At 63.6% G+C, this 25,870-nt stretch carries 24 protein-coding genes; 9 read left to right on the forward strand and 15 right to left on the reverse strand.

Annotated elements, in window-relative coordinates:
• Positions 1-160: 160 nt before the first annotated feature.
• From JQ609_RS14535 to JQ609_RS14550, 4 genes are all read left to right on the forward strand, one after another.
• Positions 161-1,204 (forward strand): C-terminal binding protein, encoded by a 1,044-nt coding sequence (locus JQ609_RS14535; protein ID WP_212207255.1) that lies wholly within the window; start codon positions 161-163, stop codon positions 1,202-1,204.
• Between the two features lie 157 nt (positions 1,205-1,361).
• On the forward strand, positions 1,362-2,702 hold the full coding sequence (locus tag JQ609_RS14540) for an ABC transporter substrate-binding protein (protein ID WP_212207254.1): 1,341 nt from the start codon (positions 1,362-1,364) through the stop codon (positions 2,700-2,702).
• 162 nt (positions 2,703-2,864) lie between these two features.
• Entirely contained in the window at positions 2,865-3,830 is a 966-nt protein-coding gene (locus JQ609_RS14545; protein ID WP_212207253.1) for a carbohydrate ABC transporter permease, read from the forward strand.
• Positions 3,823-4,725 (forward strand): carbohydrate ABC transporter permease, encoded by a 903-nt coding sequence (locus tag JQ609_RS14550; RefSeq protein ID WP_212207252.1) that lies wholly within the window; start codon positions 3,823-3,825, stop codon positions 4,723-4,725. Before JQ609_RS14545 ends, JQ609_RS14550 begins: the two co-directional genes overlap by 8 nt.
• 8 nt (positions 4,726-4,733) lie before the next feature.
• Here JQ609_RS14550 and JQ609_RS14555 read toward each other — a convergent pair whose 3' ends face one another.
• From JQ609_RS14555 to JQ609_RS14580, 6 genes are all read right to left on the reverse strand, one after another.
• Complete coding sequence (locus JQ609_RS14555) at positions 4,734-5,558, reverse strand: energy transducer TonB (protein WP_212273900.1); 825 nt, start codon at positions 5,556-5,558, stop codon at positions 4,734-4,736.
• Positions 5,559-5,563: 5 nt separating this feature from the next.
• Positions 5,564-6,013, reverse strand: a complete 450-nt coding sequence (gene exbD / locus JQ609_RS14560) for a TonB system transport protein ExbD (protein ID WP_192737601.1) — start codon at positions 6,011-6,013, stop codon at positions 5,564-5,566.
• Between the two features lie 3 nt (positions 6,014-6,016).
• Positions 6,017-6,763, reverse strand: a complete 747-nt coding sequence (gene exbB / locus JQ609_RS14565; RefSeq protein WP_212273954.1) for a tonB-system energizer ExbB — start codon at positions 6,761-6,763, stop codon at positions 6,017-6,019.
• Between the two features lie 80 nt (positions 6,764-6,843).
• Complete coding sequence (gene hutX / locus JQ609_RS14570; protein ID WP_212273901.1) at positions 6,844-7,371, reverse strand: heme utilization cystosolic carrier protein HutX; 528 nt, start codon at positions 7,369-7,371, stop codon at positions 6,844-6,846.
• Positions 7,372-7,383: 12 nt separating this feature from the next.
• Positions 7,384-7,719 (reverse strand): antibiotic biosynthesis monooxygenase, encoded by a 336-nt coding sequence (locus tag JQ609_RS14575; protein ID WP_212273902.1) that lies wholly within the window; start codon positions 7,717-7,719, stop codon positions 7,384-7,386.
• A gap of 140 nt (positions 7,720-7,859) precedes the next feature.
• Complete coding sequence (locus JQ609_RS14580; RefSeq protein WP_212273903.1) at positions 7,860-10,220, reverse strand: TonB-dependent hemoglobin/transferrin/lactoferrin family receptor; 2,361 nt, start codon at positions 10,218-10,220, stop codon at positions 7,860-7,862.
• 262 nt (positions 10,221-10,482) lie between these two features.
• Here JQ609_RS14580 and JQ609_RS35075 point away from each other — a divergent pair, with 262 nt between their 5' ends.
• The 5 genes from JQ609_RS35075 to JQ609_RS14605 all read left to right on the forward strand — a co-directional run bounded on the left by JQ609_RS35075 (position 10,483) and on the right by JQ609_RS14605 (position 15,047).
• Positions 10,483-10,689, forward strand: a complete 207-nt coding sequence (locus tag JQ609_RS35075; RefSeq protein WP_249127990.1) for a hemin uptake protein HemP — start codon at positions 10,483-10,485, stop codon at positions 10,687-10,689.
• A 7-nt stretch (positions 10,690-10,696) separates the two neighbouring features.
• Positions 10,697-11,650 carry a hemin ABC transporter substrate-binding protein gene (locus tag JQ609_RS14590; RefSeq protein ID WP_212273904.1) on the forward strand — a complete coding sequence of 318 codons (954 nt, stop codon included), beginning with the start codon at positions 10,697-10,699 and terminating at the stop codon, positions 11,648-11,650.
• The gene (locus JQ609_RS14595) at positions 11,647-12,741 is read left to right on the forward strand and encodes an iron ABC transporter permease (protein ID WP_212273905.1); all 1,095 of its coding nucleotides are present in this window, start codon (positions 11,647-11,649) and stop codon (positions 12,739-12,741) included. The genes JQ609_RS14590 and JQ609_RS14595 overlap by 4 nt, the downstream gene beginning before the upstream one ends.
• The gene (locus JQ609_RS14600; protein WP_212207243.1) at positions 12,738-13,538 is read left to right on the forward strand and encodes a heme ABC transporter ATP-binding protein; all 801 of its coding nucleotides are present in this window, start codon (positions 12,738-12,740) and stop codon (positions 13,536-13,538) included. Before JQ609_RS14595 ends, JQ609_RS14600 begins: the two co-directional genes overlap by 4 nt.
• Before the next feature lie 153 nt (positions 13,539-13,691).
• Positions 13,692-15,047 carry an esterase-like activity of phytase family protein gene (locus JQ609_RS14605; protein ID WP_212273906.1) on the forward strand — a complete coding sequence of 452 codons (1,356 nt, stop codon included), beginning with the start codon at positions 13,692-13,694 and terminating at the stop codon, positions 15,045-15,047.
• A gap of 173 nt (positions 15,048-15,220) precedes the next feature.
• On the opposite strand, the gene JQ609_RS14610 is transcribed toward JQ609_RS14605, so the two are convergent.
• The 9 genes from JQ609_RS14610 to JQ609_RS14650 form a co-directional block, all read right to left on the reverse strand.
• Positions 15,221-16,057, reverse strand: a complete 837-nt coding sequence (locus tag JQ609_RS14610) for an enoyl-CoA hydratase-related protein (protein WP_212273907.1) — start codon at positions 16,055-16,057, stop codon at positions 15,221-15,223.
• Positions 16,058-16,314: 257 nt separating this feature from the next.
• The gene (locus tag JQ609_RS14615; protein WP_212207240.1) at positions 16,315-17,988 is read right to left on the reverse strand and encodes a mucoidy inhibitor MuiA family protein; all 1,674 of its coding nucleotides are present in this window, start codon (positions 17,986-17,988) and stop codon (positions 16,315-16,317) included.
• A 213-nt stretch (positions 17,989-18,201) separates the two neighbouring features.
• Positions 18,202-20,175 carry a methyl-accepting chemotaxis protein gene (locus tag JQ609_RS14620; RefSeq protein WP_212207239.1) on the reverse strand — a complete coding sequence of 658 codons (1,974 nt, stop codon included), beginning with the start codon at positions 20,173-20,175 and terminating at the stop codon, positions 18,202-18,204.
• 219 nt (positions 20,176-20,394) lie between these two features.
• Entirely contained in the window at positions 20,395-21,984 is a 1,590-nt protein-coding gene (serA, locus tag JQ609_RS14625) for a phosphoglycerate dehydrogenase (RefSeq protein ID WP_212273908.1), read from the reverse strand.
• Between the two features lie 230 nt (positions 21,985-22,214).
• Positions 22,215-23,387: a phosphoserine transaminase gene (locus JQ609_RS14630; protein ID WP_212273909.1), complete on the reverse strand. Its 1,173-nt coding sequence runs from the start codon at positions 23,385-23,387 to the stop codon at positions 22,215-22,217.
• Positions 23,388-23,466: 79 nt separating this feature from the next.
• Entirely contained in the window at positions 23,467-23,679 is a 213-nt protein-coding gene (locus tag JQ609_RS14635) for a hypothetical protein (RefSeq protein ID WP_212273910.1), read from the reverse strand.
• A gap of 175 nt (positions 23,680-23,854) precedes the next feature.
• Positions 23,855-24,325 (reverse strand): GNAT family N-acetyltransferase, encoded by a 471-nt coding sequence (locus JQ609_RS14640; protein WP_212273911.1) that lies wholly within the window; start codon positions 24,323-24,325, stop codon positions 23,855-23,857.
• Between the two features lie 17 nt (positions 24,326-24,342).
• Positions 24,343-24,933 carry a glutathione S-transferase family protein gene (locus tag JQ609_RS14645; RefSeq protein WP_212273912.1) on the reverse strand — a complete coding sequence of 197 codons (591 nt, stop codon included), beginning with the start codon at positions 24,931-24,933 and terminating at the stop codon, positions 24,343-24,345.
• A gap of 115 nt (positions 24,934-25,048) precedes the next feature.
• Positions 25,049-25,870 carry an outer membrane protein gene (locus JQ609_RS14650; RefSeq protein WP_212207233.1) on the reverse strand — a complete coding sequence of 274 codons (822 nt, stop codon included), beginning with the start codon at positions 25,868-25,870 and terminating at the stop codon, positions 25,049-25,051.

Here is a 25,870-nt window from a genome sequence, read left to right on the forward strand (position 1 = left end):
TTGTTACGATGCCGCTCCGTAGAAGCCCGGACATGCAAAAAGCATTGGTCTCTATGCTGCGGGATTGTGCGAGAAGCTGATCAGGACGTTTATAATTCGGGGGCCGCGGCACGCCGCCGCAGCCATAATCAACACCGAAGAGTCAAATCGGGAGCAGGAAATGCCGAAATTCAGGATATTGACGCCGAAAGGCGCGAGTTTCACGGTCGCCGGCGGCGGCTACGACTATGAAATGGAGGCGCTCGAGCCAATCGGGGCCGAGATCATCGAGGCGCCGGCCAACGAGGCGGAATTCATCGCCGCCGCCCGCACCGCCGACGCCATCTACGCCAAGGGCATGCGGATCTCGAAAACGGTCATCGACGCGCTCGATAATTGCAAGGTCATCACGCTCGGCAGCGTCGGGGTCGACAGCGTCGACGTCAAAGCCGCTACCGCCCGCGGCATCCCCGTCACCAACATCCCCGACACCTTCATCGAGGAGGTCGCCGATCACGCCATGATGCTGCTGCTCTCGGGCTTCCGCCGCCTGGTCGAGCAGGACAAGATGGTCCGCACCGGCCGCTGGTCGGAGGGCCGGCCACAGCTTTTGAAGATTCCGCGGCTGATGGGGCAGACGCTCGGCTTCATCTCGTTCGGCCGGGTGGCACGCGCGGTCGCCAAGCGCGCAGCGCCGTTCGGCCTGCGGATGATCGCCTATGACCCCTTCATCCAGGAAACCCTGATTTCCGACCATGGCGTGCTCCCGGCGACCCTGTCGGAGGTGCTGTCGCAGTCGGATTTCCTCTCGATGCACGCCCCGGCGCGGCCGGAGGTGCATCACATGCTCGGCGAGAAGCACTTCAAGCAGATGAAGAAGAGCGCAATCTTCATCAATACCGGCCGCGGCGCCACCGTGGACGAGGAAGCGCTGATCAAGGCGCTGCAGGAGGGCTGGATCGCGCACGCCGCCCTCGACGTGCTGGAAACCGAACCGCCGTCGCACAACAACCCGATGCTCTCGATGGAAAACGTCACGCTGACAGCGCATGTCGCCTCGGCATCGGCACGTTTCGACGAAGCGCGCAAGCGCCGTGTGGGCTACGAATTGTCACTGGTATTGTCCGGTATGTGGCCGGTAAGCTGCGTCAATCCGTCGGTGCTGCAAAACACCTCGCTTCGTCGCTGGCAACCTGTCAGCATGGATCGCGGTCCCAACAGCTAGGACGGCCGAACGCGTTGTCGGGCGAAGCGGAGAGCGGTCCGCGCCCGGGAAAGCGCACCAGGAAGAAAACAATACCCTTCGGTTCCGCTGGGAACCGGAGGCCGCGAGTTCATCGGCGATCAACGCCGGGAGCAGGAAAAACAGGGAGACGATTATAATGAAGAACGACATTACCCGCCGCGAGGCGCTGGCACTGGGTGTTTCCGCCGCCGCGCTCGCCGCCACCGGCGCATCGGCGCAATCACCCATCAAGGCCGCCGATGTTCCGGCGCCGAAGTTTGCGATCGAGAAAGGCGCATCCTTGCGCATGCTGCGCCCGGTGCGATTCGTGCAGGCCGACGAGGACGTGTTCCGCGCCAATGCCGCCAAGTTCACCAAGGAGACCGGCGTCGAGGTCAAGGTCGACTTCGTCGGCTGGGAAGACATCAACCAGCAGACCGCGGTGACCTCGAACTCCGGCGCCGGCCCGGACATGATCATCGGCTTCTCCGACGCGCCGCACATCTATGTCGACAAGCTGGTCGAACTGAGCGACGTCGCCGATTACATCGGCAAGAAGTACGGCGGCTGGCTGAACCTTGCGAAGGCTTACGGCAAGAAAGCCAAGAGCGACGCCTGGATCGGGCTCCCGTTCGGTGCTACCGCCGGCCCGTTGATCTATCGCAAGTCGATTCTCAAGTCCGTCGGGTTCGACAAGGCGCCGGAAGACCCTGCCGGATTCCTCGACCTCTGCAAGAAGCTGCAGAAGGCCGGTAAGCCCGCGGGCTTTGCGCTTGGTAATGCCGTCGGCGACGGTAACGGCTTTGCGGACTGGATGTTGTGGTCGCACAACGCCGCGCTTCTGGATGAAGAAGGCAATGTTACCATCAACAGCAAGGAGACCATCGCGGCGCTGAACTACGTGAAGGAACTCTATCCGACCTTCATCGCCGGCACGCCTTCCTGGAACGACGTCAGCAACAACCGCGCCTATTCTTCGCAGGAACTCGGGCTGACGGCGAACGGCGTCTCGCTGTATTTTTCGCTGAAGAACGATCCGGCAACCAAGGCGATCGCCGACGATTCCGAACATCAGCTGTTGCCGAAGTTCCTTGCACCGGTCTCGCCGATGTCGGGACTGACGCTGAACGCGATGCTGTTCAAGCACAGCCAGTATCCGAACGCTGCGAAGGCCTTCCTGACGTTCATGCTGGAGAAGGACCAGTACGAGCCCTGGCTCAACGCCAACAGCGGCTACTGGTCGCAACCGCTTGCGGCCTATGCCGATGCAGCGGTGTGGTCGAGCGACCCCAAGGTCGCAATCTTCAAGAACACCATGAACAGCAAGTATTACGCCGGCTACAAGGGTCCTATTTCGACTGCCACCGGTGCGGTTCGTGCGGACTATGTGACGGTGCAGATGTTCGCCGCGGTGGCAACCGGCGCCTCGACGCCGGAGGCCGCAGCCGCGGAAGCCGAGCAGCGTGCGAAGCGTTATTTCCGGCGACAGGGCCGGTAACGCCGAACAGAGCGACCGTCATTGCGAGGAGCATAGCGACGAAGCAATCCATTCTTTCGTTCCATGGAGACATGGATTGCTTCCGCCTTCGCTAAAGCTTCGGCGGACAAGTCGCTTGGCTCGCAATGACGGCCTCACATAGCTCGCATCGGGATAATATTGATGTCTGTGACGACCCTACCTTCTCGACCTCGACGCATCATTGAGCAGCGGCAACCAAGCTGGATCGCACGCCTGTTCGATTACAAGCCATTCCTGATCGTGATGTGCCTGACGCCGGCGCTCGGTCTGCTCGGCGTATTCCTCACCTACCCGCTCGGCCTCGGCGTCTGGCTCGCCTTTACCGACACCACCATCGGCAAGCGTGGCGTCTTTATCGGCTTTGAGAATTTCCAGTACCTCTTTACCGATCCGCTGTGGTGGAGCGCGGTATTCTACAGCGTCTTCTACACGGCGATCGCGACCATCGGAAAGTTTGCGCTCGGCTTCTGGCTGGCGCTGCTGCTCAACAACCACTTCCCGCTCAAGAGCCTGCTCCGCGCCATCATCCTGTTGCCGTGGATCGTACCGACGGTGTTGTCGGCGCTGGCGTTCTGGTGGATCTACGATCCGCAATTCTCGATCATTTCCTATCTTTTGGTCGACGTGCTGCACGTCCGCACCACCAATGTCGACTTTCTGGGCACGCCTTGGGCGGCGCGGTTCTCGCTGATCGTCGCCAATATCTGGCGCGGCATTCCGTTCGTGGCGATCTCGCTGCTGGCCGGCCTGCAGACCATCTCGCCCTCGCTCTATGAGGCGGCGATGCTGGACGGCGCCACCGCCTGGCAGCGCTTCCGCTTCATCACGCTGCCGATGATGATGCCCATACTCGCCATTGTGATGACGTTCTCGATCATCTTCACCTTCACCGACTTCCAGCTCGTCTATGCCATTACCCGCGGCGGGCCGGTCAATTCGACACATTTGCTGGCGACGCTGGCGTTCCAGCGCGGCATCGCCGGCGGCGAGCTCGGCGAAGGTGCGGCGATCGCGGTGTCGATGATCCCGTTCCTGGTTTTCGCGACGTTGTTCAGCTACTTCGGCCTCGCCCGCCGCAAATGGCAGCAAGGAGAAGCCAATGACTGACGTAGCTGCCTCACCGGGCAACAGCAATGTCGCCAGCGCCACGCCGGACACCATGTCGTGGGATTCCCGCGCGCGGCGGGTGATGATGATCTATCTGCCGCTGTCGTGCTTCGTGCTGATCCTGCTGTTCCCGTTCTACTGGATGGCGATCACCTCGTTCAAACCGAACGCGGAACTGCTGAACTACAAGGAACACAATCCGTTCTGGATCACCTCGCCGACCATCGCGCATATCAAGCATCTGCTGTTCAACACGGCGTATCCGACCTGGCTGAAGACCACGATGTTCGTGGCGGTTTGTTCGACCTTCCTGTCGCTGTTTGCCTCGACACTGGCCGCTTACGCGATCGAACGGCTGCGCTTCAAGGGCAGCCCCTATGTCGGCCTCGGCATCTACCTCGCCTATCTGGTGCCGCCCTCGATCCTGTTCATTCCGCTGGCCACCGTGATCGTGCAATTCGGCCTGTTCGACTCGCCGATGGCGCTGATCCTGGTGTATCCGACCTTCCTGGTGCCGTTCTGCACCTGGCTGCTGATCGGTTACTTCAAGTCGATTCCCTATGAGCTGGAGGAATGCGCGCTGGTCGACGGCGCGACGCGGCTGCAGATCCTGCGGCGTATCACGCTGCCGCTGGCGGTGCCCGGCCTGATCTCGGCCGGCATCTTCTCGTTCACGCTGTCGTGGAACGAGTTCATCTACGCGCTCGCCTTTATCCAGAGTGGCGCCAACAAGACCGTTCCGGTCGCCATCCTGACCGAACTCGTCACCGGTGACGTGTACCAGTGGGGCGCGCTGATGGCGGGCTCGCTGCTCGGCTCGCTGCCGGTCGCGCTGTTCTACTCGCTGTTCGTCGACTATTACGTCTCGTCGCTGACCGGCGCGGTGAAGGAATAGACGACCGATTATCTGACCGTAAACGCCACAGGGATCGTAAAGCTGATCGATCCCTGCGGGATTTCGGACGGGATCGGCGGAAAGGGTGAAGCCTGGCGGATCATCGCCGAGGCCTGCGCGTCGAGCGCGGCAACGCCTGACGAACCGCTGAGGCGGCCTCCGCTGACCTGTCCACTGCGGCTCACCGTAAAGGACAGCCGCGCGACGCCGCGCTGGCCGTTGGCTGCCGACGGGTACTGGTGGAAACGCATCAGGTGGGCGCGGACGCGCTGATTATAGGATGCGAGCGCCGAGGCCGATGCACCGGCGCTGGCCGCGGAGGCGGCCTGGGCCTGGCGTTCAACACGCGGCGGCGCCGCGGTGCGTGGCGCGGGTGTCGCCTGGTTCGGCTTCTTCGCGTCGGGCCGGACGACCTTTGGCTTGACCGGTGTCGGCGTGGCGGTCGGGACGGGCTTGGCGGGCTCGGCCGCCGGCTTCATCTCGACCTTCTGCTCGGGCGGCGCCACCACCTCGGGCTTCTCCTGCGGCGGGGTCGGCGCGATCTGCTCCTCGACCACCTCCTGCCGCTTGACCGGCTCCGGCGGCGAGGCGTCGGCCTGTTCCATCAACTGGTCAGGGGCGCGCTCCAGCTCAGTCGATTGCGGCGCCGCCGAGACCGGCGACATGTCTACCATGATCGCCGGCAAGGTGGCGCCCGGCGGCGGCCGCGGCGTGTACCAATTCATGAACAGCGCAATCAGCGCGGCATGCGCGGCGAGTATCGCAATGCCCGACGCGCTCCAGCGCCGCACCCCGGCGTGGTCGGTGGCATCATGCAGCGCGAACGCGTTCATCGCGGTCAGCTTCGCCCGTCGAGGCCGACCAGTGCGACCTTGAGATAGCCGGCGTTGCGCAAGAGGTTCATCACCTCCATCAGCTCGCCATAGCTGACGGCCTTGTCGGCGCGCAGATAGATCCGCTCGTCCTTGCGGCCCTTGGTGGCGCCATCAAGCGTCGCGGTCAGTGTGTCGCGCGCGATGATGTCCTCGCCGACCGCGACCGACAGGTCCGGCTTGACCGTGACGAACACCGGCTTGTCCGGACGCGGCGCGGGTTCGACCGCGCTGGCCGGCAAATCGACGCCGAGATCGACGGTGGCAAGCGGCGCGGCGACCATGAAGATGATGAGCAGCACCAGCATCACGTCGATGAACGGCGTGACGTTGATCTCGTGGTTCTCGGCGAGATCGTCGTCGCCGCCGCGCGACCGGCCGCCGAAGCTTGCGCGTGTGCCCAATCTAGCGCCCATGTTTCACTCCGCGGCGCGCGCCAGCCGGAACGAGCCGCGATCGCCCTCGCGGCTGATCAGCAGCATCACCATGACAGAGGCGTCGCCGAGCAGCGCGCGGTGGGCCGAAATCGTGCGCGTCAGGTGGTTGTAGATCACCACCGCCGGGATCGCGGCCACCAGCCCCAGCGCGGTCGCCAGCAGCGCCTCGGCGATGCCGGGCGCGACCACCGCGAGATTGGTGGTGTGGGCTTCCGAAATGCCGATAAAGGCATTCATGATGCCCCACACCGTGCCGAACAGGCCGACGAACGGCGCGGTGGCGCCGATGGTCGCCAGCACGCCGGTGCCGCGCGCGATCTGCCGCGACATCGCGGCCTCGACCCGCTCCAGCCGCAGCGCGATCCGCTCCTTGAAACCGTCATCATTGATGCCGCCGGAAAGACTGGCTTCGCGCGCGGCAGACTGCACGATCTGCGCCACCGCGTCGCCGCCGTTGCGGCACTGCTTTTCGACGTCGGCGAGCACCGTATCAGTCTCGAGCAGGGAGATCCGCCGCCTGGCGGTCGCGGTCTTGCGCCTGATCTCGAGCGTTTTCGCGAGCCAGATCGTCCAGGTCACCAGCGAGGCAAATGCCAATCCGACCATCACGGCTTGCACCACGATGTCGGCATTGACGAACATGTTCCATGGCGAGAGATTGCGCGGCAGCAACGCGGTGTCGGTGGCGGCAAGCGCCGCCCCCGGAATTACTGCCATGCAAGCGGCCATCGAGGCCGCCAGCTTTCTCGATCCCGACTTGCGCACATTCTGCTGCATGGTCACCTCCCGGCGGACAACACTGCGGATGGTCAGGCCGCTTTTGCCGAAGCAAGGCTGTCCGCGAGCGACTGAAAACGCTTCAACTGGTCGCCGCGCAACGCGCGGGTCTCGTCGCGGCCGACGAACACCTTGAACATGATGCCGCCATCGACATTGATGAAGGCGACGAAGGCCGACGACTTGCCCATGAAGGGACGCTCGACAAAGGCGACCGCGTCGCAGCGTTCATGCCTGAGATGGCCGTGCAATCCCTTGTTAGAGCCCTTGGGCTGCATCAGGTTGAAATAGCCGCGGCCAACCTCGCCCGCCGGGATCGCGCCGGTGAACTCGAAAATCGCATCAACGGTATGGACGATCAGCGTCACCTCGCCCCATTGGGCGATGTCCTGCATCGCGGCGGCGAACTGGCTGCCGGCACCGATACGCACCATCGTCGGGGGCATCGCCTCGATCACCGCGCGCGGCGTGACGTTGCGCTCGCGCGCAACGTCCTCGATCACCGCGCCCGGATTGTCCGCCATATACGCCTTGAGATCGGCGCTCTGCGTGCTCGACATGCAGGCCTCCCGTCAGGCGGCGGCGCTGGTTTTGCGCTCGGACTGGATCACCTCAAAGCCTTCGAACTTGGGATGGCCGAGGTAGAGGCTTTCGCCGGTCTTGTTGTCGGCGCGCGCGTGGGCGCGGCGGAACTCTTCCGAGCGGGTCCAGGCCTCGAAGGCGGCTTTGTCGACCCAGGTGGTGTGCGACGAATACAGCGTGTGGTCGTCGGCGACCGGCCCCTTGAGCAGATGAAATTCGACGAAGCCGGCCATGGAGCCGAGATAGGATTCCCGCGTCGCCCACACCGTCTCGAAAGCCTGCTCCTGGCCCAACTTCACCTGAAACCTGTTCATCGCGATAAACATGGAAATCTCCTTGTTGCGGTCCGTCTCTGTTGCGAGCGAACCAGTTGAATTTGACGAAAACACGAACGCACCGCAGCCGCGCTGGAGCATCAACGCGGCCCGGTGGAGATTAAAGTTTGAAACGTCAGCTAATGCTCTGGTTACGCTCCGCCAAAGTGAATTTTCAAGCCGGCCTTGTAGACCCTGCCCGGACCGGGGCTCGAGAACAGCACGTCGTTCTGCGTGGTGCCGTCGGTCGAGCTGCCGGGGATCGCATAGGGCCGGTAGTACTGGTTCAAGAGATTGTCGATCGACGCCGAGAACACGATATCCTTTGTCGCATTCCAGGTCAGGTACAGATTGACCAGTTCATACGACGTCGACGGCAGGTAGCCGGCCGAAAGATCGTTGTTGGCACCGAACGACGCCCACTGCGCCGCCAGGATCAGCGTGCGGTCGAGCAAGCGGACGCCGGCCGTCGTCGTCACCTTGCGCGGCGTGATGGTGGAGAGCCCGACATTGGTCTGGGTGTTCTTGCCGCGGATTAGGTGGCCGGCAACGCCGAGATACCAGGTTCCGGCGTCATACAGCGCCTCGGCCTCAAAGCCCTCGATCCTGGCACTGGCGATATTCTGGTATTGGAAGAATTGTGAGAACAGGCCGGGGACCGGAACCAGGATAGCGGTTCTCGGCGTCGATCCGACAAGGTCGATATAATCAGAGACGTCGTTGCGGAATACGTTGAACTTGCCCCGGAAGCTGTCATCGGCCGCGAAGATACCGTTGTACTTCAGGTTGACGCCGGCTTCCTTGTTCTTGCCGACTTCGGGGCGGAGGCCCGGATTGGGCAGGAAGCAGAACAGTCCGGCGGTGCCGCCCGGACAGGGGAACAGGGTGGGACCGCCGCCGGTCGCGTGCTCGCCGGCGATCAGCGTCTCCGTGATCGAGGGCGCGCGGTAACCTTCGGAATAGCTGACATAGGGCGTGAAGCCGGCCACCGGCGTCACACCAAGGGTGATCTTGGGCGAGAATCGATCGCCGCCCGTCGATACCGTGGACGACTGAAGCTCGTAGCGGTCATAGCGGATCGCGCTGACCGCTTCGAACCAGGTCGAATAATTCTGCTTCAACTGGATGAAGGCACCGGAGACCTTGCGGTGGCCGCCCGGTGTGGTGATCTCGGAATTGCCCCGGCTGTCGGACGTGCTGACATCGTCCTTGAACGCGTCGAAGCCGTAGGTCACCGCGTTGCGCCAGTCGGCGACATTGAAACGCGTGGTGTTGTTGACGTCGATGCCGACGGTGTCGAGCAGATAGCCGCGCCTGTCGCCGACGCAGCCCGAGATGTTGTTGCCGGGATTGGCGAGCGTGCAGACGCCGCCGCCGGTGGTGATGCGGTTGTTGTAGGTCTTGACCTGGTCGTTCTCGACCCGGTTGCCATAGACCGTCGCATTCCAGTCGAACCAATTGTCGTCCGGCTTGGAGTATTTCCAGCTCAGGGTGCCGAGGTAGTTCTTGGCATCGGATGCATAGACCGACGAGCCTGCAATTGCCGCCAGCGGGGCTGCCGTGGTGGTCGGCCCACGGTTCGGCTGACCGATCGAGTATTTGTAGTCCTGGAACATGGTGCCGAACTTGACTTCATGGCCATCGGCAGGCCGCACCGTGAGCTTCAACAGCCCGGCGGCGATTTCATTGCCGGTATTGCCGATCTCGGTGCCGCTGCCGTCCTTGTAATTTCCCTGCGTGCGGTAAACCGCGCCGCCGAAAATATCGACATTGGGATCGGCGCGGACGCCGCCGAAGATCGAGCCGAGGCCGCGGCTGTTGTTGGTGCCGCCGGAGCCGGTCAGGTCGACGCCCCAGCGTTCGCCCGGGCGCACGACGTCATTGATATCCTTGGTGCGGAACGAGACCACGCCAGCGATCGCGCCGGAGCCGTAGATGTTCGCGGTCGGACCGCGCACAACATCGACGCCGCCGACCAGCTCGGGATCGAGGAAGAACGATCCGTTGGCATTGTGGCCGGTGCGCTGGTAATTCTGCCGGGCGCCATCGACGACCACAGCGACGCGGCCGAAATCCTGCAAGCCGCGGATGTTGATCGAGGTCGACGGATCGTCGCCGCGATCCTGGAACGATACGCCAGGCACGTTATAGAAGATGTCGGCGAGCCGCTTCGGCTGCAGTCCCTGAATCTGCTCGAGCGTCACGACGCTGACTGGCGCCAGCGCGTCGATCGCGCGCTCTTCGGTCTTCGATGCGGCAACGGTGATGGTGTCGAGCGACTGCACGGGTGCGCGGCCGATCTGCGCGTACGCGTTCAACACCGGCGCGGCCGCCTGCTGCTCGGCTTGCGGTTTGGCGGGTTTGCGCTTGGCCTGTTTCTTCCGTTCCGACGGACGACCGGTCTCCTGCGTGTCCGCGGTCTGCGCAACCGCGGCATCGCCCATCAGCAACGCAAATGACACCACCGACGCGCCCAAAAGAAGGGCGCGCGGATACCTAGCCCCGTCAGCCATAACAACCCCAACCTGTTATCGAATTTCTTGGGTCTGGCTGGCGGGCGCTGCGCGACGTGCGAGCTGCTTGCTGGCTACCACTTTTTGAACGCAGGCTCCCCCGCCCGCATTCTGTCACAATTGGTTAAGCGGTGACGCCGGAACGGTCAATGACCGCAGGGCACACTTTATATCTATTGTAAATTGCTGCGGTTGGATTGCGCTTCGGCCCAACTATACAAGGTTGGATCATAAGAACTTCTTTGGGGCACAACAGAATTAGATGGCCGCACCTTCCGGAGACAAACTCGAAGACGCCACGAGAAGCGCGGGGAATCCCCCTGTTGCGGCACGATCGGTGGTCATGAGCGGCAACCGGCTGGACAGCCGCGAGCTGTTTGCAACCGAACGCGAGATCATCATTGCGCACGGCGAAGAGAACTATCGCTTGCGGCTGACGTCGCAAAACAAGCTGATCCTGACCAAGTGATATCTGGATGACGATATCTCGCACGCTCGCTTTGCTCGCCACCACCTGCGCCTTCGCCATTGGCGGCGCCGCGCTGGCGGCGGGCATTACGGTGCACGACGCGCGCAACCGCGACGTCACGATTTCGGATCCGGCTCGGATCGTTTCGATCGGCGGTGCCATCACCGAGATCCTCTACGCGCTGGGCTTCGAGGACCGGCTGGCCGGCGTCGACGCGACCAGCCTCTATCCGACGTCAGCGCTGCGCGACAAACCCAATGTCGGCTATATGCGCCAGCTCTCGGCCGAGGGCGTGCTCGGGCTCAACCCTTCGCTCGTGCTTGCCGTGCAAGGCTCGGGGCCGAAGGAAACCATGGACGTACTGGAGGCGGCGAAGGTGCCGCTGGTGCTGGTGCCCGAAACCTTCTCCGAACAGGGCCTGCTCGACAAGATCAGGCTGGTCGGCCACGCCATGGGCGCCGATGCGCGGGCGGAATGCCTGACCGCGGCAGTATCCGGCGATCTGGCGCAACTGCGCGATCTGCGCGCCAAAGTGACAAAGCCGGTGCGCGTGATGTTCGTGATGTCGATGCTCAACGGCCGCGCCATGGCAGCAGGCCAGAAGACCGCGGCGAATGAAATCATCGCGCTGGCCGGCGGCGTCAACGCGATCGACAGCTATGACGGCTACAAGATCATCAATGACGAGGCGATCGTCGCGGCGAGGCCCGACGTGGTGCTCTCGATCGAGCGCAGCAAGGGCTCGCTGGAAGCTGACGCCGTCTTTGTCCATCCGGCCTTCGCGATGACGCCTGTGGTGGCGAACAAGGCCTTCATTGCAATGGAAGGCCTCTATCTGCTTGGCTTCGGTCCGCGCACCGCGGCCGCCGCGCGCGACCTCTCGGTCAAGCTCTATCCGTCGCTGGCGCCGCAGGCGGAAAAATTCACGCCGGCCGCGCTGACGGCGAACTGCCGGCAATGACCGCCGTGGCCGAGGCGGAGAGCGCGAAGCGCCGCAGCGGCATCACGCTGCGGCCCGCCGCCACGCTGACGCTGGCTGGATTGCTGCTGGCGCTCGCCGGTGCGGCCCTGATCGCGCTCACGATGGGCGCAGCGGGAATTCCGCTGTCGCGGCTTCCGGCAGCGCTCGGCCTGTGGAGCGATGCATCGCCGCATCCGCTGGCGGCGCGCGATCAGCTCGTGCTGTGGTCGATCCGGATTCCGCGGATCGCGGCGGCGGCGATGGTCGGCGGCCTGCTCGCCGCGTCCGGCACCATCATGCAGGGGCTGTTCCGGAATCCGCTGGCCGATCCCGCCCTCGTCGGCGTCTCCAGCGGCGGCGCGTTTGCGGCGGCCAGCGCCATCGTGTTCACCAACAGCCATCTTGGCGAAAACCTGCATTTCATGCAGAACCAGCTGCTGCCGCTGGCCGCCTTCTTCGGCTCGCTGGCGACCACCATCCTGCTCTACGGCATTGCCAGCCGCTCGGGCCGGACCTCGATTGCGATCTTCCTGCTGGCGGGCCTGGCGATCGCCGCCATCGCCAATGCCGGCATCGGGCTCCTGGTGTTCATCGCCGACGACCGCCAGCTGCGCGACATCACCTTCTGGCTACTGGGATCGCTGAGCGGCGCGACCTGGCCCAAGGTCGCCACGCTGGCGCCGGTGCTGCTGTTTGCGCTGATCGCCTGCCTGTGGATCGGCCGCGGGCTCGACGTGCTCGTGCTCGGCGAGGCCGAGGCGTTTCACAGCGGCGTCGATGTCGAGCGGCTGAAGCGGATTTCGATCGTGTTGGTATCGGCGATGACCGGCGTTGCGGTGTCGATCTGCGGCGTCGTCGGATTTATCGGCATCGTGGTGCCGCATCTGCTGCGGCTGGTGATCGGGCCGGCGCACCGGCTGCTGCTGCCCGCCTCTGTATTATCAGGCGCGATCCTGCTGGTCGGGGCCGATACGCTGGCGCGCACCATCGTTGCGCCTGCCGAATTGCCGATCGGCATCCTGACTGCTGCGGTCGGCGCGCCATTCTTCCTCGCCATGCTGCTGCGCCAGCGCGGGCTGGTCGGACTATGAATCCGATGCTCGAAGCACGGTCGGTGTCGCTGCGGATCGGCGACGCGACCCTGGTCGACGCCATCGACCTGCGCGTGTCCGCCGGCGAGATGGTCGCGATCGTCGGGCCCAACGGTGCGGGTAAATCAACGCTGTTGCGGATGCTGTCTGGCGACCTCCGGCCGACCCGCGGCCATGTCGAACTCAAGCAGCGCGGCATCGACGCCTACAGACCGCGCCAATTGGCCCAGCATCGCGCCATGCTGTCGCAGCACGTCAACGTCACTTTCCCGTTCACGGTCGGGGAGATCGTCGCGATGGGCGCGGGCGACAACAGCCGCGCCGCCGCGCAGCGGCTGGTCGATGCGGCGCTGCATGAGGTCGGGCTGGAGCGGTTCAGCCACCGGCAATTGCCGACCTTGTCCGGCGGCGAGCAACAGCGCGCGCATTTTGCCCGCGTGCTGGTGCAGCTCGCCTGCGGCGAGGCGCAGCACGGGCCGGGATTGCTGCTCCTGGACGAGCCGACCTCGAGCCTCGACATGCGCCACCAGATCGACCTGGTGGAAACCGCCAAGCTGCGCGCGCGGGGCGGCACTGCCGTGATCGCGGTGCTGCACGATCTCAATCTCGCGATGCGTTTCGCCGACCGGATCGTGCTCTTGCACCGCGGCAGGCTGGCGATCGATGGCGGCCGCACCGACGCCATCACGGCCGAAACCATCCGCCGCATCTTCGAAGTGGACGTCACCGTCGAGTATACCGACCATGGCGTGCCGTTCCTGCTGCCGCAGACCATGCGGCCGGTCGCGACCCGGTAGCCGCCCAAGGATCCGCCCAAGTATCCTCGTTCGCGCGGGCGGCGTAAGGCCGCAACTTTATCCAACGGCATCACCGGTGTTTCATAAAACTGTCAGGTGGCTGTTACACGCTCCCCGGAGAACACGGCATCGTTTCTCACAGGAGATATTACCATGCGCATGTCACTGCTCTGTTCCGTCGCCTCGGTCTTTCTGGTTACAGGTGCCGCGTTTGCGCAAGGCGAAGGCGAGTTTCCGGCCACGCTGAAGGGCCACGCCGTGCTATCAGCGCAATCCTTTGTCGAGGCCCCCGCCGACGCGCCGGATGACCTCAAGAATGCCGGCAAATACACCACCGGCCGCCGGATCGATGCGCTGGGCAGCGTGATGGGAAAATCCTATGAGCGCCCGACCGGCGTCTCGCTGCCGTTCAAGGGCCAGCCGCTGCAGGGCCATTCCGGCATCAAGGTGATGGCTGACGGCTCGTTCTGGGTGCTCACCGACAACGGCATGGGCTCGCGCTACAACTCGCCGGATTCGATGCTGTACCTGAACCGGCACAAGATCGACTGGGCGACCGGCACGATCGAGCGCCAGGAAACCGTCTTCCTGCATGACCCCGACAAGAAGGTGCCGTTCCGCATCATGCACGAAGCCACCGCCAAGCGCTACCTCACCGGCGCCGACTTCGACACCGAAGGTTTCCAGATCATCGGCGACACTTTCTGGATCGGCGATGAATTCGGTCCCTATATCCTGAAAGCCGACAAGACCGGAAAAGTGCTCGCCGTGTTCGACACCAGCGCCGACGGCAAGCCGGTGCGTTCGCCGGACCATTGGTCGGTGCAGTCGCCGGGCGCGCCGGGCGCCAGCTACACCACCGTCAACCTGCGCCGCTCCAAGGGCTATGAAGGCTTTGGCGGATCGAAGGACGGCAAGTTCCTCTACGGCCTGCTGGAAGGCCCGCTGTGGGACGCCGAGAAAAAGGACGTTGAAAAGGTCGACGGCAAGGAAGCCGCGCGGATTCTCGAATTCGACGTCGCGGCCGAAAAATTCACCGGGCGCTACTGGCACTATGTGTTCGAGGCCAACGGCCACGCCATCGGCGACTTCAACATGATCGACGCCTCCTCCGGACTGATCATCGAGCGCGACAATGGCGAAGGCACCGCGGACAAGGCCTGCCCGCAAGGCACCCGCGGCGAAAGCTGCTTCCCCGACCTCGCCAAATTCAAGCGCGTTTACAAGGTCGAGCTTAACGACGCCAATGCCGGCAAGCCGGTGCGCAAGATCGCCTATATCGACCTGATGAAGGTCCGCGATCCCGACAAGAAGGCAAGGAAGCCGCTCAATGACGGCGTGCTGACGTTCCCGTTCTTCACCATCGAAAACGTCGACCGCGTCGACGATACCCACATCATCGTCGGCAACGACAACAATCTGCCGTTCTCCTCGAGCCGCGATCCGAACAAGGCCGACGACAACGAGTTCGTGCTGCTGGAAGTGGGTGAGTTTTTGAAGGCGAAGTGAGCTCTCTGGTCTCCCTCTCCCCGTTCTTCACGGGGAGAGGGTCGGGGTGAGGGGCTCTCACCGCGAAAGCAGTGTCAGTTGATAGACCTGTACCCCCTCACCCGAAATCCGCTATCGCGAACTTCGACCTCTCCCCGCAAGCGGGCCGCAAGCAGGGAGAGGTAAGAAGAGACCTACTCCTTCCGCGTCCGATAATCACCAAACGTCGTGTCGCGCTGGTCGAGCTGTGACTTTACGCTCGATCCGTCGCGGCGGAATGTCGACATGTAGTTGCGCGAAGCTTCCGTCGTGAACGCCAGCGCCTGGATTTCGGTGCCGGCGCGCATCGCGGCGCGGGCGCCCATGATCTCCATCGCGCGGTGCACCGAGCGCTTGTTGAGCTGCTGCAATTCAATCGGCACTTTGGCGGCGCGCTCGGCGAAATCCAGCGTGCGCGTATCTAACTCTTCGAGCGGAAACGACCGCGTCGCAAAGCCCCATTCGGCGGCCTCGCGGCCGGACATCGCGTCCCCGGTCAGCATCAGCTCCATGGCGCGGCGCATGCCGACCAGCCAGGGGTGATATTGCATGTCGGGCGGCGACATCAGCCGCACGGGCGGATAGCCGATTTGCGTATCGTCCGCGACATAGACGATATCGCAGGCGGTCGCGAGCTCCGTGCCGCCGGCAAGGCAATAGCCGTGCACCTGCGCCACCACGGGTTTTGCAAGATCCCAGATCCCGAACCAGCCCTCGACGACGTGCCGCGACCATTGGCCAGGGCCGGCAGCCGAGTGATAGGGCTGATCGACGCGGTTATCCGCCGACAAATCGTACCCTGCGGAAAAGCAGGGACCAGCGCCGCGAATAATCGAGGTCGAAATGTCAGGATCGCGATCGGCCTGTTCCAGCACCTCGAACACTTCCGCCCGCAGGCGGTTGTTGAGCGCGTTGCGCTTTTCGGGACGATTGAGCGTGATGCGCCGGACCCGCGGCCGGGGATCGTCGACGAGAATGTGTTGGTATGGCATCGGTGGCTTCTCCCTGTTCGCGGGACCTGTTGGGCGGTCCTTAGCTTGATGCCGATATCAGAGAGGAAGTCGCAAGCTGCGGCAAGGCCGCGGGATGCAGACCAGCACCCCACGGCCTTTGCTCACCTTCCGTCATGCCCGGCCTTGTGCCGGGCATCCGCGTCTTGCTTGCCTCCATGACGAAGACGTGGATGGCCGGGACATAGGCGAGCGGAAGCGACGCCGTGCTTCAGACGGCTACGCCCGGCCATGACGAGCTAGCCCGCCGGGTTCATGACCACGCCCTTGTCCTTGGGCCAGCGCACGCGCCAGGCAAAGCCGATGTCGCGGACTTCGCCGGCCTTGGCCTCGAAGGCCCATTCCAGCACACCGCGCTTGTCGCGCAGGTTGGTCGTGGTCGGCGGCGTCGAGGATGACAGCATTTCGACCTGGATGTCTTCGTTCTCGCTGACCGGCAGCTGATCCTCGACCGCGACTTTGATCGGGAAGTCGTGGCCGTTGCGGATGGTGGTCTTGAACGAGCGCTCGTCGGTCTTCGACGTGGTCACGATCAGGCCGGCCGAACCCTCGTTGCGTTTGATTGTCGTGCGCTCGATCTTGATCTTGTCGTCGGCGCCGAAGCCGAGGCGGACGGTTTCGTCCTTGCCGGCGGCGGCCATCTGGCCGCGGCCGACGAACACGCCGTCGCGATAGATCGCGACACGGCCGGGCAGCAATGGCGCGTCTTCGGTCTGCTTGAAGCTGGCTTCCAGGAACGCGGTCGGATCCAGCACCGGCACCGCGCGGACCGCAAGATCGGGCGCGATGATCGCAGAGGAGACGCGCAGGCTCTTTGCGCCCTCGCTGGCGCCGAGGCTGACACGGCCCGGAATTTTGAACACCACCTGGAAGCCGCTGACTTCGGCGGCGGCCTGCTGCTCGTCGGCACGCTCGGACATTGCCTCTGGCGCCCGTTGCGCGGGCGCCGCGCGTACCAATGGCTTGGCGGCATCCATGCCGCCGCTGACGGATGCGGCAGCCCGCGGCGGCGGCGGATATTGCACGATCAGCGAATTCAGGTCCGGCGCCTTGCCGCCGCGCGCGGTGCGCACGGTGGAAACGGCAAGCGCGACATTCGACCAGTCCTCGCCGGTGTTCTGGGTGATTTCGGCGCGGCGCACCAGTTCGAGCGCGGGCTTGCGGTCTCTGGCGCCGGTGTCGAGACGGGCATCGTACAGCGGCGTCCAGCGCGCGTTGCGCACCGCGTAGGTCACCCGCAGCGTGGCCTTGGTCGCAGCCGCGGCGGCGAGCTCGATCCGGACCTCGAGCTTGCTCGGCGGCTTCTGCGCCCGGTCGGCTTCCAGCCGCGCGATTTCGCGGTCGAGCTCGCGCTGCTTGCGTTCGGCGTCGCGGATCGCGCTGTCGGCGGTAGCGACTTCCTCGGCCACGGCGGCAAAGGCCGCGCGCCATTCGGCAATGGGACGCGCCTCGCCCTTGTCACCGATCCCGGCCGGCGAGGCATCGGCAAACCGCTCGGCGAATTTGCGTCGCGCCGCGGCTGAATTGATCGCGCCCTGCAGATCGGCGCGCTGGTCTTTCAACGCCTCGATGCGCTTGTCGAGTTCGGGCAGATTGACCGGCGGCGCCGCGCGCGGCGGCTTGGCATCGATGGCGCCAATGGTGAGTTTTGCCCCCGCCTCGCCCTCGACCCGCAGCGAGGACGGATCCAGCGTCAGCGGAAAATCCTTCAGCACGGCCGAGTGGTCGCCGGCCGGAAGATCGACGGTGATGACCCGGGTGATGCTGGCGCCGTCGGGATAGACGGTGACGGCATCGACGGCCGAACTGGCTGATACATCGGCCGCCCGCACCGGTGCTGCGGCCAACGCCGCAACCACGACGAGGCTGGTCGTCACAAGGCACTTGGCTGAACACTTGGCTGAAAATCGCATTGGTTTCCCTCTCCTAAGGCCGCCTGCTGACCGGCGACGCAAAAAAACTCCCACCACCCCTGGTGATGAGACGTTGCGAGCGAGGAACTGGTTCGATTGGGGTTTCGGTGAGGCAGCGCCGCGGCGGGATCGCGGCTGATGGGGCTGACGATCGCCGCGAGCGGCCGGTTCAGGGCCCGCCGCGATCGTCCACTGCTGAAATCGGTGGCGGTGTCAGGCCGCCCGCACCGAGTTCAGGAATTTGCCGACTTCGAGCTTCAGGCGGTTGCTGTCGCCCGACAGCGATTGCGCCGCCGAGTGCACCTGCTCCGAGGCCGCCCCGGTCTCGCTGGCGCCCTGCCGGACGTCGGTGATGTGGGCGCTGACCTGGCTCGTTCCCAGTGCCGCCTGCTGCACGTTGCGCGAAATTTCCTGCGTCGCCGCACCCTGCTCTTCCACGGCGGAAGCGATCGTCGACGAAATCTCCGACAGCCGCTCGATCGTGCCGCTGATGTCCTTGATGGCGCTTACCGAATCCTCGGTCGCAGACTGGATGCCCGCGATCTGCCGGCCAATGTCGCCGGTTGCCTTCGCCGTCTGTTCGGCCAACGCCTTGACCTCGGACGCCACCACGGCAAACCCGCGCCCCGCGTCGCCCGCCCGCGCCGCCTCGATCGTCGCGTTCAGCGCCAGCAAATTGGTCTGTCCCGCGATGGTGTTGATCAGTTCGACGACATCGCCGATACGCGCGGCGGCCTTGGACAATTCGCCGACGCGATCATTGGTCTGGTGCGCCTGGCCGACGGCCTCATTGGCGATCCGCGCCGATTCCTGCACCTGGCGGCTGATCTCGTTGACCGAGGAGGTCAGTTCCTCGGTGGCGGAGGCCACCGACTGCACATTGGCGGAGGCTTCTTCGGAAGCGGCCTCGACCATGGTGGTCAATTCCTGCGAACGGATGGCAGTCGACGTTAACACGCCGGCGGAAGCTTCCAGCTCGGTCGATGCCGACGACACCGTCTCGACGATCTCGCCGACCGCGCCTTCGAACGCGTCCGCCATCTTGATCATGTCGGCCTTGCGCTCCTGGGCGGCGATCTGGTCCTGCCTGATCTTGGCATCCGCCTCGTCGCGTGCCTTCTGCTCGGCGTTGACCTTGAAGGTTTCCACGGCCTGGGCGATTTCCCCGATCTCGTCGGCGCGGCCAAGACCCGGCAGCACGATGGCGAAATTACCCTTGGCAAGCTCAATCATGGCCGCCCTCATCGCCGACAGCGGTTTTGAAACCGACCTGCCGATGAAGAAGCCCGCCGCCAGAACCGACACGGCGATCATCAGGATGGCAATCTCGATCATCCGCTGAATGCTGTCGCGTTCGGCGACGTTCAGGCGGTCGGCCTCGGCCTTGATGCCGTTGACCGATTTCGATACCTCATCGATGACCGGCTCGACCGCCGCAAAGGCCTCCGACATCGCCTTGAGTTCACCGGCAAGCATCAGGGCCTGCACCATCCAGGCCTCGAAATCGCGCTGATAGTCGGCAAGCTTCTGCTTCAGCTCGGCCTTCGCCGCTTGCGGAATATTCGTAGCCTCCAGCCCTGCGAGGAATTCCACGTTCCGCTTCTTCATGTCGTCGCCGTATTTACGGTCACGCCGCAGCATGAAATCCTTCTCGAGCCGGCGCATCCTCAACATGGTGATCAGCAGCGCGGACTCATTCAGCGGCTCAATCCGCGATTCGATATCGTGGACCGAGGCGCGCAGCCGGCCTTCAAGCCCGGATTTTTCGTCGAGGCCAAGCTGGCGCTTCTGCTCGACGACCGCGGTGAAATGCGTCTGGTATTTTTTCAGCGAGGCGCTCATCGCCTCGATCTGGCGGGCCAGTTCGGGCTTGCCGACGGCGACGATCTTGCCGTGCAACGCATCGATATCGGCAGCAACGGCTTTGGCAATCTCGATCTGGCTGTCCGCCTTCTTCGCGTCATTGCGCAGCAGGAAATCCTTTTCGGCGCGGCGGCCTTCCAGCAATTCGACTTCGATCTTGCTGTTCAACTCCGCGATGGTGCGCGCCTTGTCGGCGGCATCGCGGTATACCGCCATGGCCTTTTCGCCATACATATGGATGCCGCCGATCAGAACGACACCGAACACACCCACGACGCCGATCGCGGTAATCTTGTGAGTTAACCGCAGAGAGATAATCCGCATCCTGATCCCCTGATGGGCATGGTTACAAAAACGTAAACCCGCCCATCAGGGATAGCGCTCAGTTGTGCAACTTTCGGTAAATTTCCGGATACGTAAAATTACGCGCAATTTGGAAGCTATGCACGCTACAGTGCAAAAGCGTTGAACTTCCGAGGTCGCCCGGAAGAGCGAAACGAGCACCTCCGGGAATACCAACGCCTCTCGAAAGACCAGCGTCTCTTAAAAAACCAACGCCTTGGCCTGCTTGACCTGCGGCAACGCCTGCACCTTGGCGAGCACGTCGGCCGGAATTTCACCGTCGATTTCCACCAGCGCGATGGCGTCGCCGCCCTGCTTGACGCGGCCGAGATGGAAGGTCGCGATGTTGATCTTGGCGTCGCCGAGCAAACCGGCAAAGCTGCCGATGAAGCCGGGCTTGTCCTCATTGGTGACATAGATCATCGACTTGCCGAACTCGGCATCGACGCGGATGCCCTTGATATCGACCAGCCGCGGCTTGCCGTCGTGATAGACGGTGCCCGACACCGAGCGCTCCTGGCGTTCGGTGATGACGGTGACGGTGATCAGGCTTTCGTAATCGCTCTGCGCCGCGCGCACGATTTCGTCGACCACCATGCCGCGTTCCTTGGCGACAACCGGCGCCGAGACCACGTTGACGTCGCCCAGCATCGGCCGCAGCAGACCGGATAGCACCGCCGAGGTGATCGCCTTGATCTTCATTTCGGCGACATGGCCCTCATAGGTGATCTGCACCTTGAGGATGCCGCTCTCGGTGAGCTGGCCCGCGAACGAGCCGAGCTTCTCGGCCAGTTCAATGAACGGCTTCAGCTTCGGCGCCTCTTCGGCGGTGATCGAAGGGAAATTGACCGCGTTGGAGATCGCGCCGGTCAAAAGATAATCCGACATCTGTTCGGCGACCTGCAGTGCGACGTTCTCCTGCGCTTCGGTGGTGGAGGCACCGAGATGCGGCGTGCAGATCACGTTGGGATGGCCGAACAGCACGTTCGAGGTAGCGGGCTCCTCGATGAAAACGTCGAAGGCGGCGCCCGCGACATGCTTGGAATTCAAGGCATCGACCAGCGCCTGCTCGTCGACCAGGCCGCCGCGGGCGCAGTTGATGATGCGCACGCCCTTCTTCATCCTGGCGATGGCTCCCGCGTCGATGATGTTTTTTGTCTTCTCGGTCAGCGGCGTATGCAGCGTGATGAAATCGGCGCGCTTCAAGAGATCGTCGAGCTCGACCTTCTCGACGCCGATGTCCTTGGCGCGCTCCGGCGACAGGAACGGATCGAAGGCGATCACCTTCATGCGCAGGCCGAGCGCGCGGTCGGCGACGATGGCACCGATATTGCCGCAGCCGACCACGCCGAGCGTCTTGGCCGTGATCTCGACGCCCATGAAGCGGTTCTTCTCCCACTTGCCGGCCTGCGTCGAGGCGTCCGCCTGCGGAATCTCGCGTGCCAGCGCCAGCATCAGGGTAATCGCGTGTTCGGCGGTCGTGATCGAATTGCCGAACGGCGTGTTCATCACGATGATGCCCTTGGCGGTCGCGGCGGGAATCTCGACATTGTCGACGCCGATGCCGGCGCGGCCGATCACTTTCAGCTTCTTGGCCTTCTCGATGATCTTGGCAGTCGCCTTGGTCGCGGAGCGGATCGCAAGCCCGTCATAATTACCGATGATCTCGGCGAGCTTGTCCTTGTCCTTGCCGAGATTGGGCTGGAAGTCGACATCGATGCCGCGGTCCTTGAAGATCTGCACGGCTGCCGGAGAGAGAGCGTCGGAGATGAGAACTTTGGGTTTGGACATTGGTGTGATCCTTGCCTTCCCTATAGGGAGGGTCGGCCTGCGGGGCCGGAATGGGTGAATGTCTCGGAGCGATTTCTTCTCCCTCTCCCCGTTCTTACGGGGGAGAGGGGCAGCTACGGGCAAGGTGCCAGCGGAGAGAGCCCCTCACCCGGATCGCTCAGGCGCGCAATTGCGCTGCCGAGCGATCCGACCTCTCCCCGTAAGAACGGGGGAGAGGTTAAAAAGAAAACTCAAGCCGCCTTCGGCAACGCGGCCTTGGTCTCGGCGAACGCCCAGTCGATCCACTGCGTCAGCAGCGCGACGTCGGAGGCTTCCACGGTGGCGCCGCACCAGATCCGCAGGCCCGCCGGCGCATCGCGGTAATAGGCGAAGTCGTAGCCGGCGCCTTCCTTCTCCACCAGCGCGACCAGCTTCTTGGAGAAGTCGGCCTGCGCGTCCGCCGTCAGCGAGGTGATCGCGGGATCGACGAACTTCAGGCACACCGAAGTGTTGGAGCGGATCGCCGGATCCTTGGCCAGGAAGTCGATCCACGGCGTCCTGGCTTTCCAGTCGGCCAGCGCCTTGGTGTTGGCGTCGGCGCGCGCGATCAGCGCCTTGAGGCCGCCGATCGATTTCGCCCAGTTCAGCGCATCGAGATAATCCTCGACGCACAGCATCGACGGCGTGTTGATGGTCTCGCCTTCGAAGATGCCTTCGTTGAGCTTGCCGCCCTTGGTCAGGCGGAAGATTTTTGGCAGCGGCCACGCCGGCTTGTAGGTCTCCAGCCGCTCCACCGCGCGCGGCGAGAGGATCAGCATGCCGTGCGCGGCCTCGCCGCCCAGCGCCTTCTGCCAGGAGAACGTCACCACATCGAGCTTTGCGAAATCGAGCGGCTGCGCGAAAGCGGCGGACGTTGCGTCGCAGATGGTGAGGCCTTCGCGGTCGGCCTTGATCCAGTCGGCATTGGGCACGCGCACGCCGGACGTGGTACCGTTCCAGGTGAAGACGATGTCGGAGGCGGGATCGGCCTTGGAAAGATCGGGGATATCACCATAGCCGGCGTGCAGCTTGGTGACGTCCTTGAGCTTCAGTTCCTTGACGATATCGCTGACCCAGCCTTCGCCGAAGGATTCCCAGGCGATGGTGGTGACCGGGCGCGCACCGAGCAGCGACCACAGCGCCATTTCGACCGCGCCGGTATCGGACGCGGGCACGATGCCGATCTTGTAACCGGCCGGCACTTCAAGCACTTCGCGCGTCAATTCGATCGCGAGCTTGAGCTTGGCCTTGCCGACCTTCGCGCGATGCGAACGGCCGAGCGCGGCGTCCTTGAGATTTGCGGGGTTCCAGCCGGGGCGCTTGGCGCAGGGGCCGGAGGAGAAATGCGGCACGTTGGGCCGCGAAGCGGGCTTCGCTACGGTCATATTCTATCCTTCCAGATAGCAAGCCTCCCGTTGGGGGGAGGTGTCCCGCGGCGGTGATTAGGGGAATCGCGCCCGATCGTCAAGGAACTTCGGGCGCTTCCGATATGTCCCTGACATCACAGGTGATTGAAGCATCGGCAGCTGTGGACGAGACCGGCTGCTGCTCCAGCAGTCCGGCCGCATCGTTGATCAGCCTGGCGGCCATTCGCCGGCTCGAAGTTTTCAAAACGCTTTTCTCGCCGGCCTGCACGACATATTCGTTGCCGATCCGCACGATCGAAAAATCCTTCATCGAAAATCCCCAGAGTTGCCCACGGCCCCATGGGAGACGCTGACATAGCGGAGACGTTCCTCTCCGTAAAATCACGGAGGCAGAGGTAGTTTATCGCCTGTTAATGGGATTGCAGAGTCACGACTACTCAAGGCAATTGCCTGCGCCGCGACTCAACTTTGCACAAGAATAAAGCTCAGAATCTCAAGGTCATGCCGACATGACTGCGCGCGAACCCAAGCCGTTCATAAAACCGTTGCGCATCGACGCGCGTATGATGCGTCAGCAGCTCGACCAGCTTGCAGCCGTTGGCGCGCGCTTCTGCAACCGCCCATTGCACCAGTTGCTCGCCAATGCCCCGGCTGCGGCAATGGCTGGCGACGCGGACATCCTCGAGCAAACCGCGCGAGGCGCCCTGCGAACTCAATCCAGGGAGGATGCACAGCTGCAGGCAGCCGACGACAGTGCCCTCGCCGTCCTCGACGACCACCAGATGGATATTCCGGTCGCCCGCGACGCGTTCGAACGCGTCGAAATAGGCCTGCGGCAGCGGATCGTTGAGCCGCTCGCGCGGGCCACCGAGCGGATCGTCCGCCAGCATGGCGACGATGTGACCGACATCGTCACGGCGCGCGCGACGGATGGTGACTTGCGAAACGGTGACCATGGGGTTTTCCGGTGAATTCAGCGCGCCGGCGGCAGGCCGAGCGATTTTTCGGTCTCGCCGATCCAGCGGCGCACGGCGGCATAGCCGTCGAGATGGAAGCCGCCTTCATGCGCCAGCCTTGTATAGGCCAGCAGGGAGACGTCGGCGAGCGAGGCGGCGTCACCGACCAGGAACGGCGTGATGGCGAGCTGATGCTCCATCCGCGCCAGCGCCGCATAGCCGCGCTTGACCTTGTCGGGGTCGAGATCGGAGGCAGATTTGCCGAGATAGAACATCTGGAAACGGCAGACCGCGATGTAGGGCTCGTGGCTGTATTGTTCCCAGAACAGCCATTCGTCCATCTTCGCGGCGGCGAACGCATCCGCCGGAATGAGGTCGCTGCCGCGGGCGAGATAGCGGATGATGGCGTTGGACTGCGCCAGCGTACGGCCGTCATCGAATTCGACCGTCGGCACCTGCCCGGCATAATTGAGCTTGAGGAATTCCGTCGTGCGCGTTTCGCTCTTGAGCGTATCGATCGCAACCCAGCTATAGGGCAGCGCGAGCTTGTCGCACACCCACTTCACCTTCAGGCAATTGCCGGAGTTGGTATCGCCGTAGATTTTCATGCGCAGACGCCCTCGTTATGGCGACAGTGCAACAGCCCGCGGCAAATCTGTCAACGGTATCAGGATCGACGACGGACGAGGCCAAGTCTGAGGCCAGATCAGAGCTTGCAGCCCGTCAGAACTTGTAGCCGAGGCCCGCGCGCACCGTGTTGACGGTGGTATCGACACTGGAGGTGAAGCGGAGATATTCCCACTCGGCGCGCAGGAAGAGACCCGCATACAGCATCACGTCGATGCCGAGACCGCCGGCGAACCCCGTGATGAACTTGGAGTTGGCGTTGTCCGTCAGGAACCCGGCCGCCGATAGATTGGGGAGTCCCTGCGTGCCGACATAGAGATAATCAATGTTGGCATCGGCCCTGCGATTAATATTCGCCTGCCCCATCGCAACGCCGACGAATCCATATGGCAGAAAGCCGTCGATGGCGTATCCGCCACGTACCCGCAACGAGCCGTAATCGGTGATCTTCATCGAGGCGCTCGAGGACACGCGCGCTGTCGATATGTAATCGGTGGGGTACTGGAACGAGCGACCCTGGGAACCGCTGTTGGCACCGAAGAAGTTGCCGTGGGTATAGTTCAGCTCGACACCGATGACGGCGTCGCTCCACTGAAAATTATAACCGACGAACCCGCCGTAGCCGCTGCCCTGCATATGGGACTTCCCGAGCAGAGGCCATTGCGAGATGTTGAACTGCGATTCCAGATCGAGATTGTTGAGGAGCTTGGCGAGCAGGTCCTGGCCGGAATTGGTGAAGTTCATGTCCGCCGCACCGTGCGAAACGTGGCCGCCAACATAGACGCCCGACCAGGTGACGGTGGTTCTGCTCAACCCGTCCGTGAAACTGCCGCGTAGAATCGGCAAGTCCGGCATATCGGCCGCCTGCGCGCCAGCCGCCGCGCCACACATCACCGCCACCAGCAAAAAACGACGCAT

It is taken from the genome of Bradyrhizobium sp. AUGA SZCCT0169 (genome assembly GCF_018130085.1).
Classification (GTDB): Bacteria; Pseudomonadota; Alphaproteobacteria; order Rhizobiales; family Xanthobacteraceae; genus Bradyrhizobium.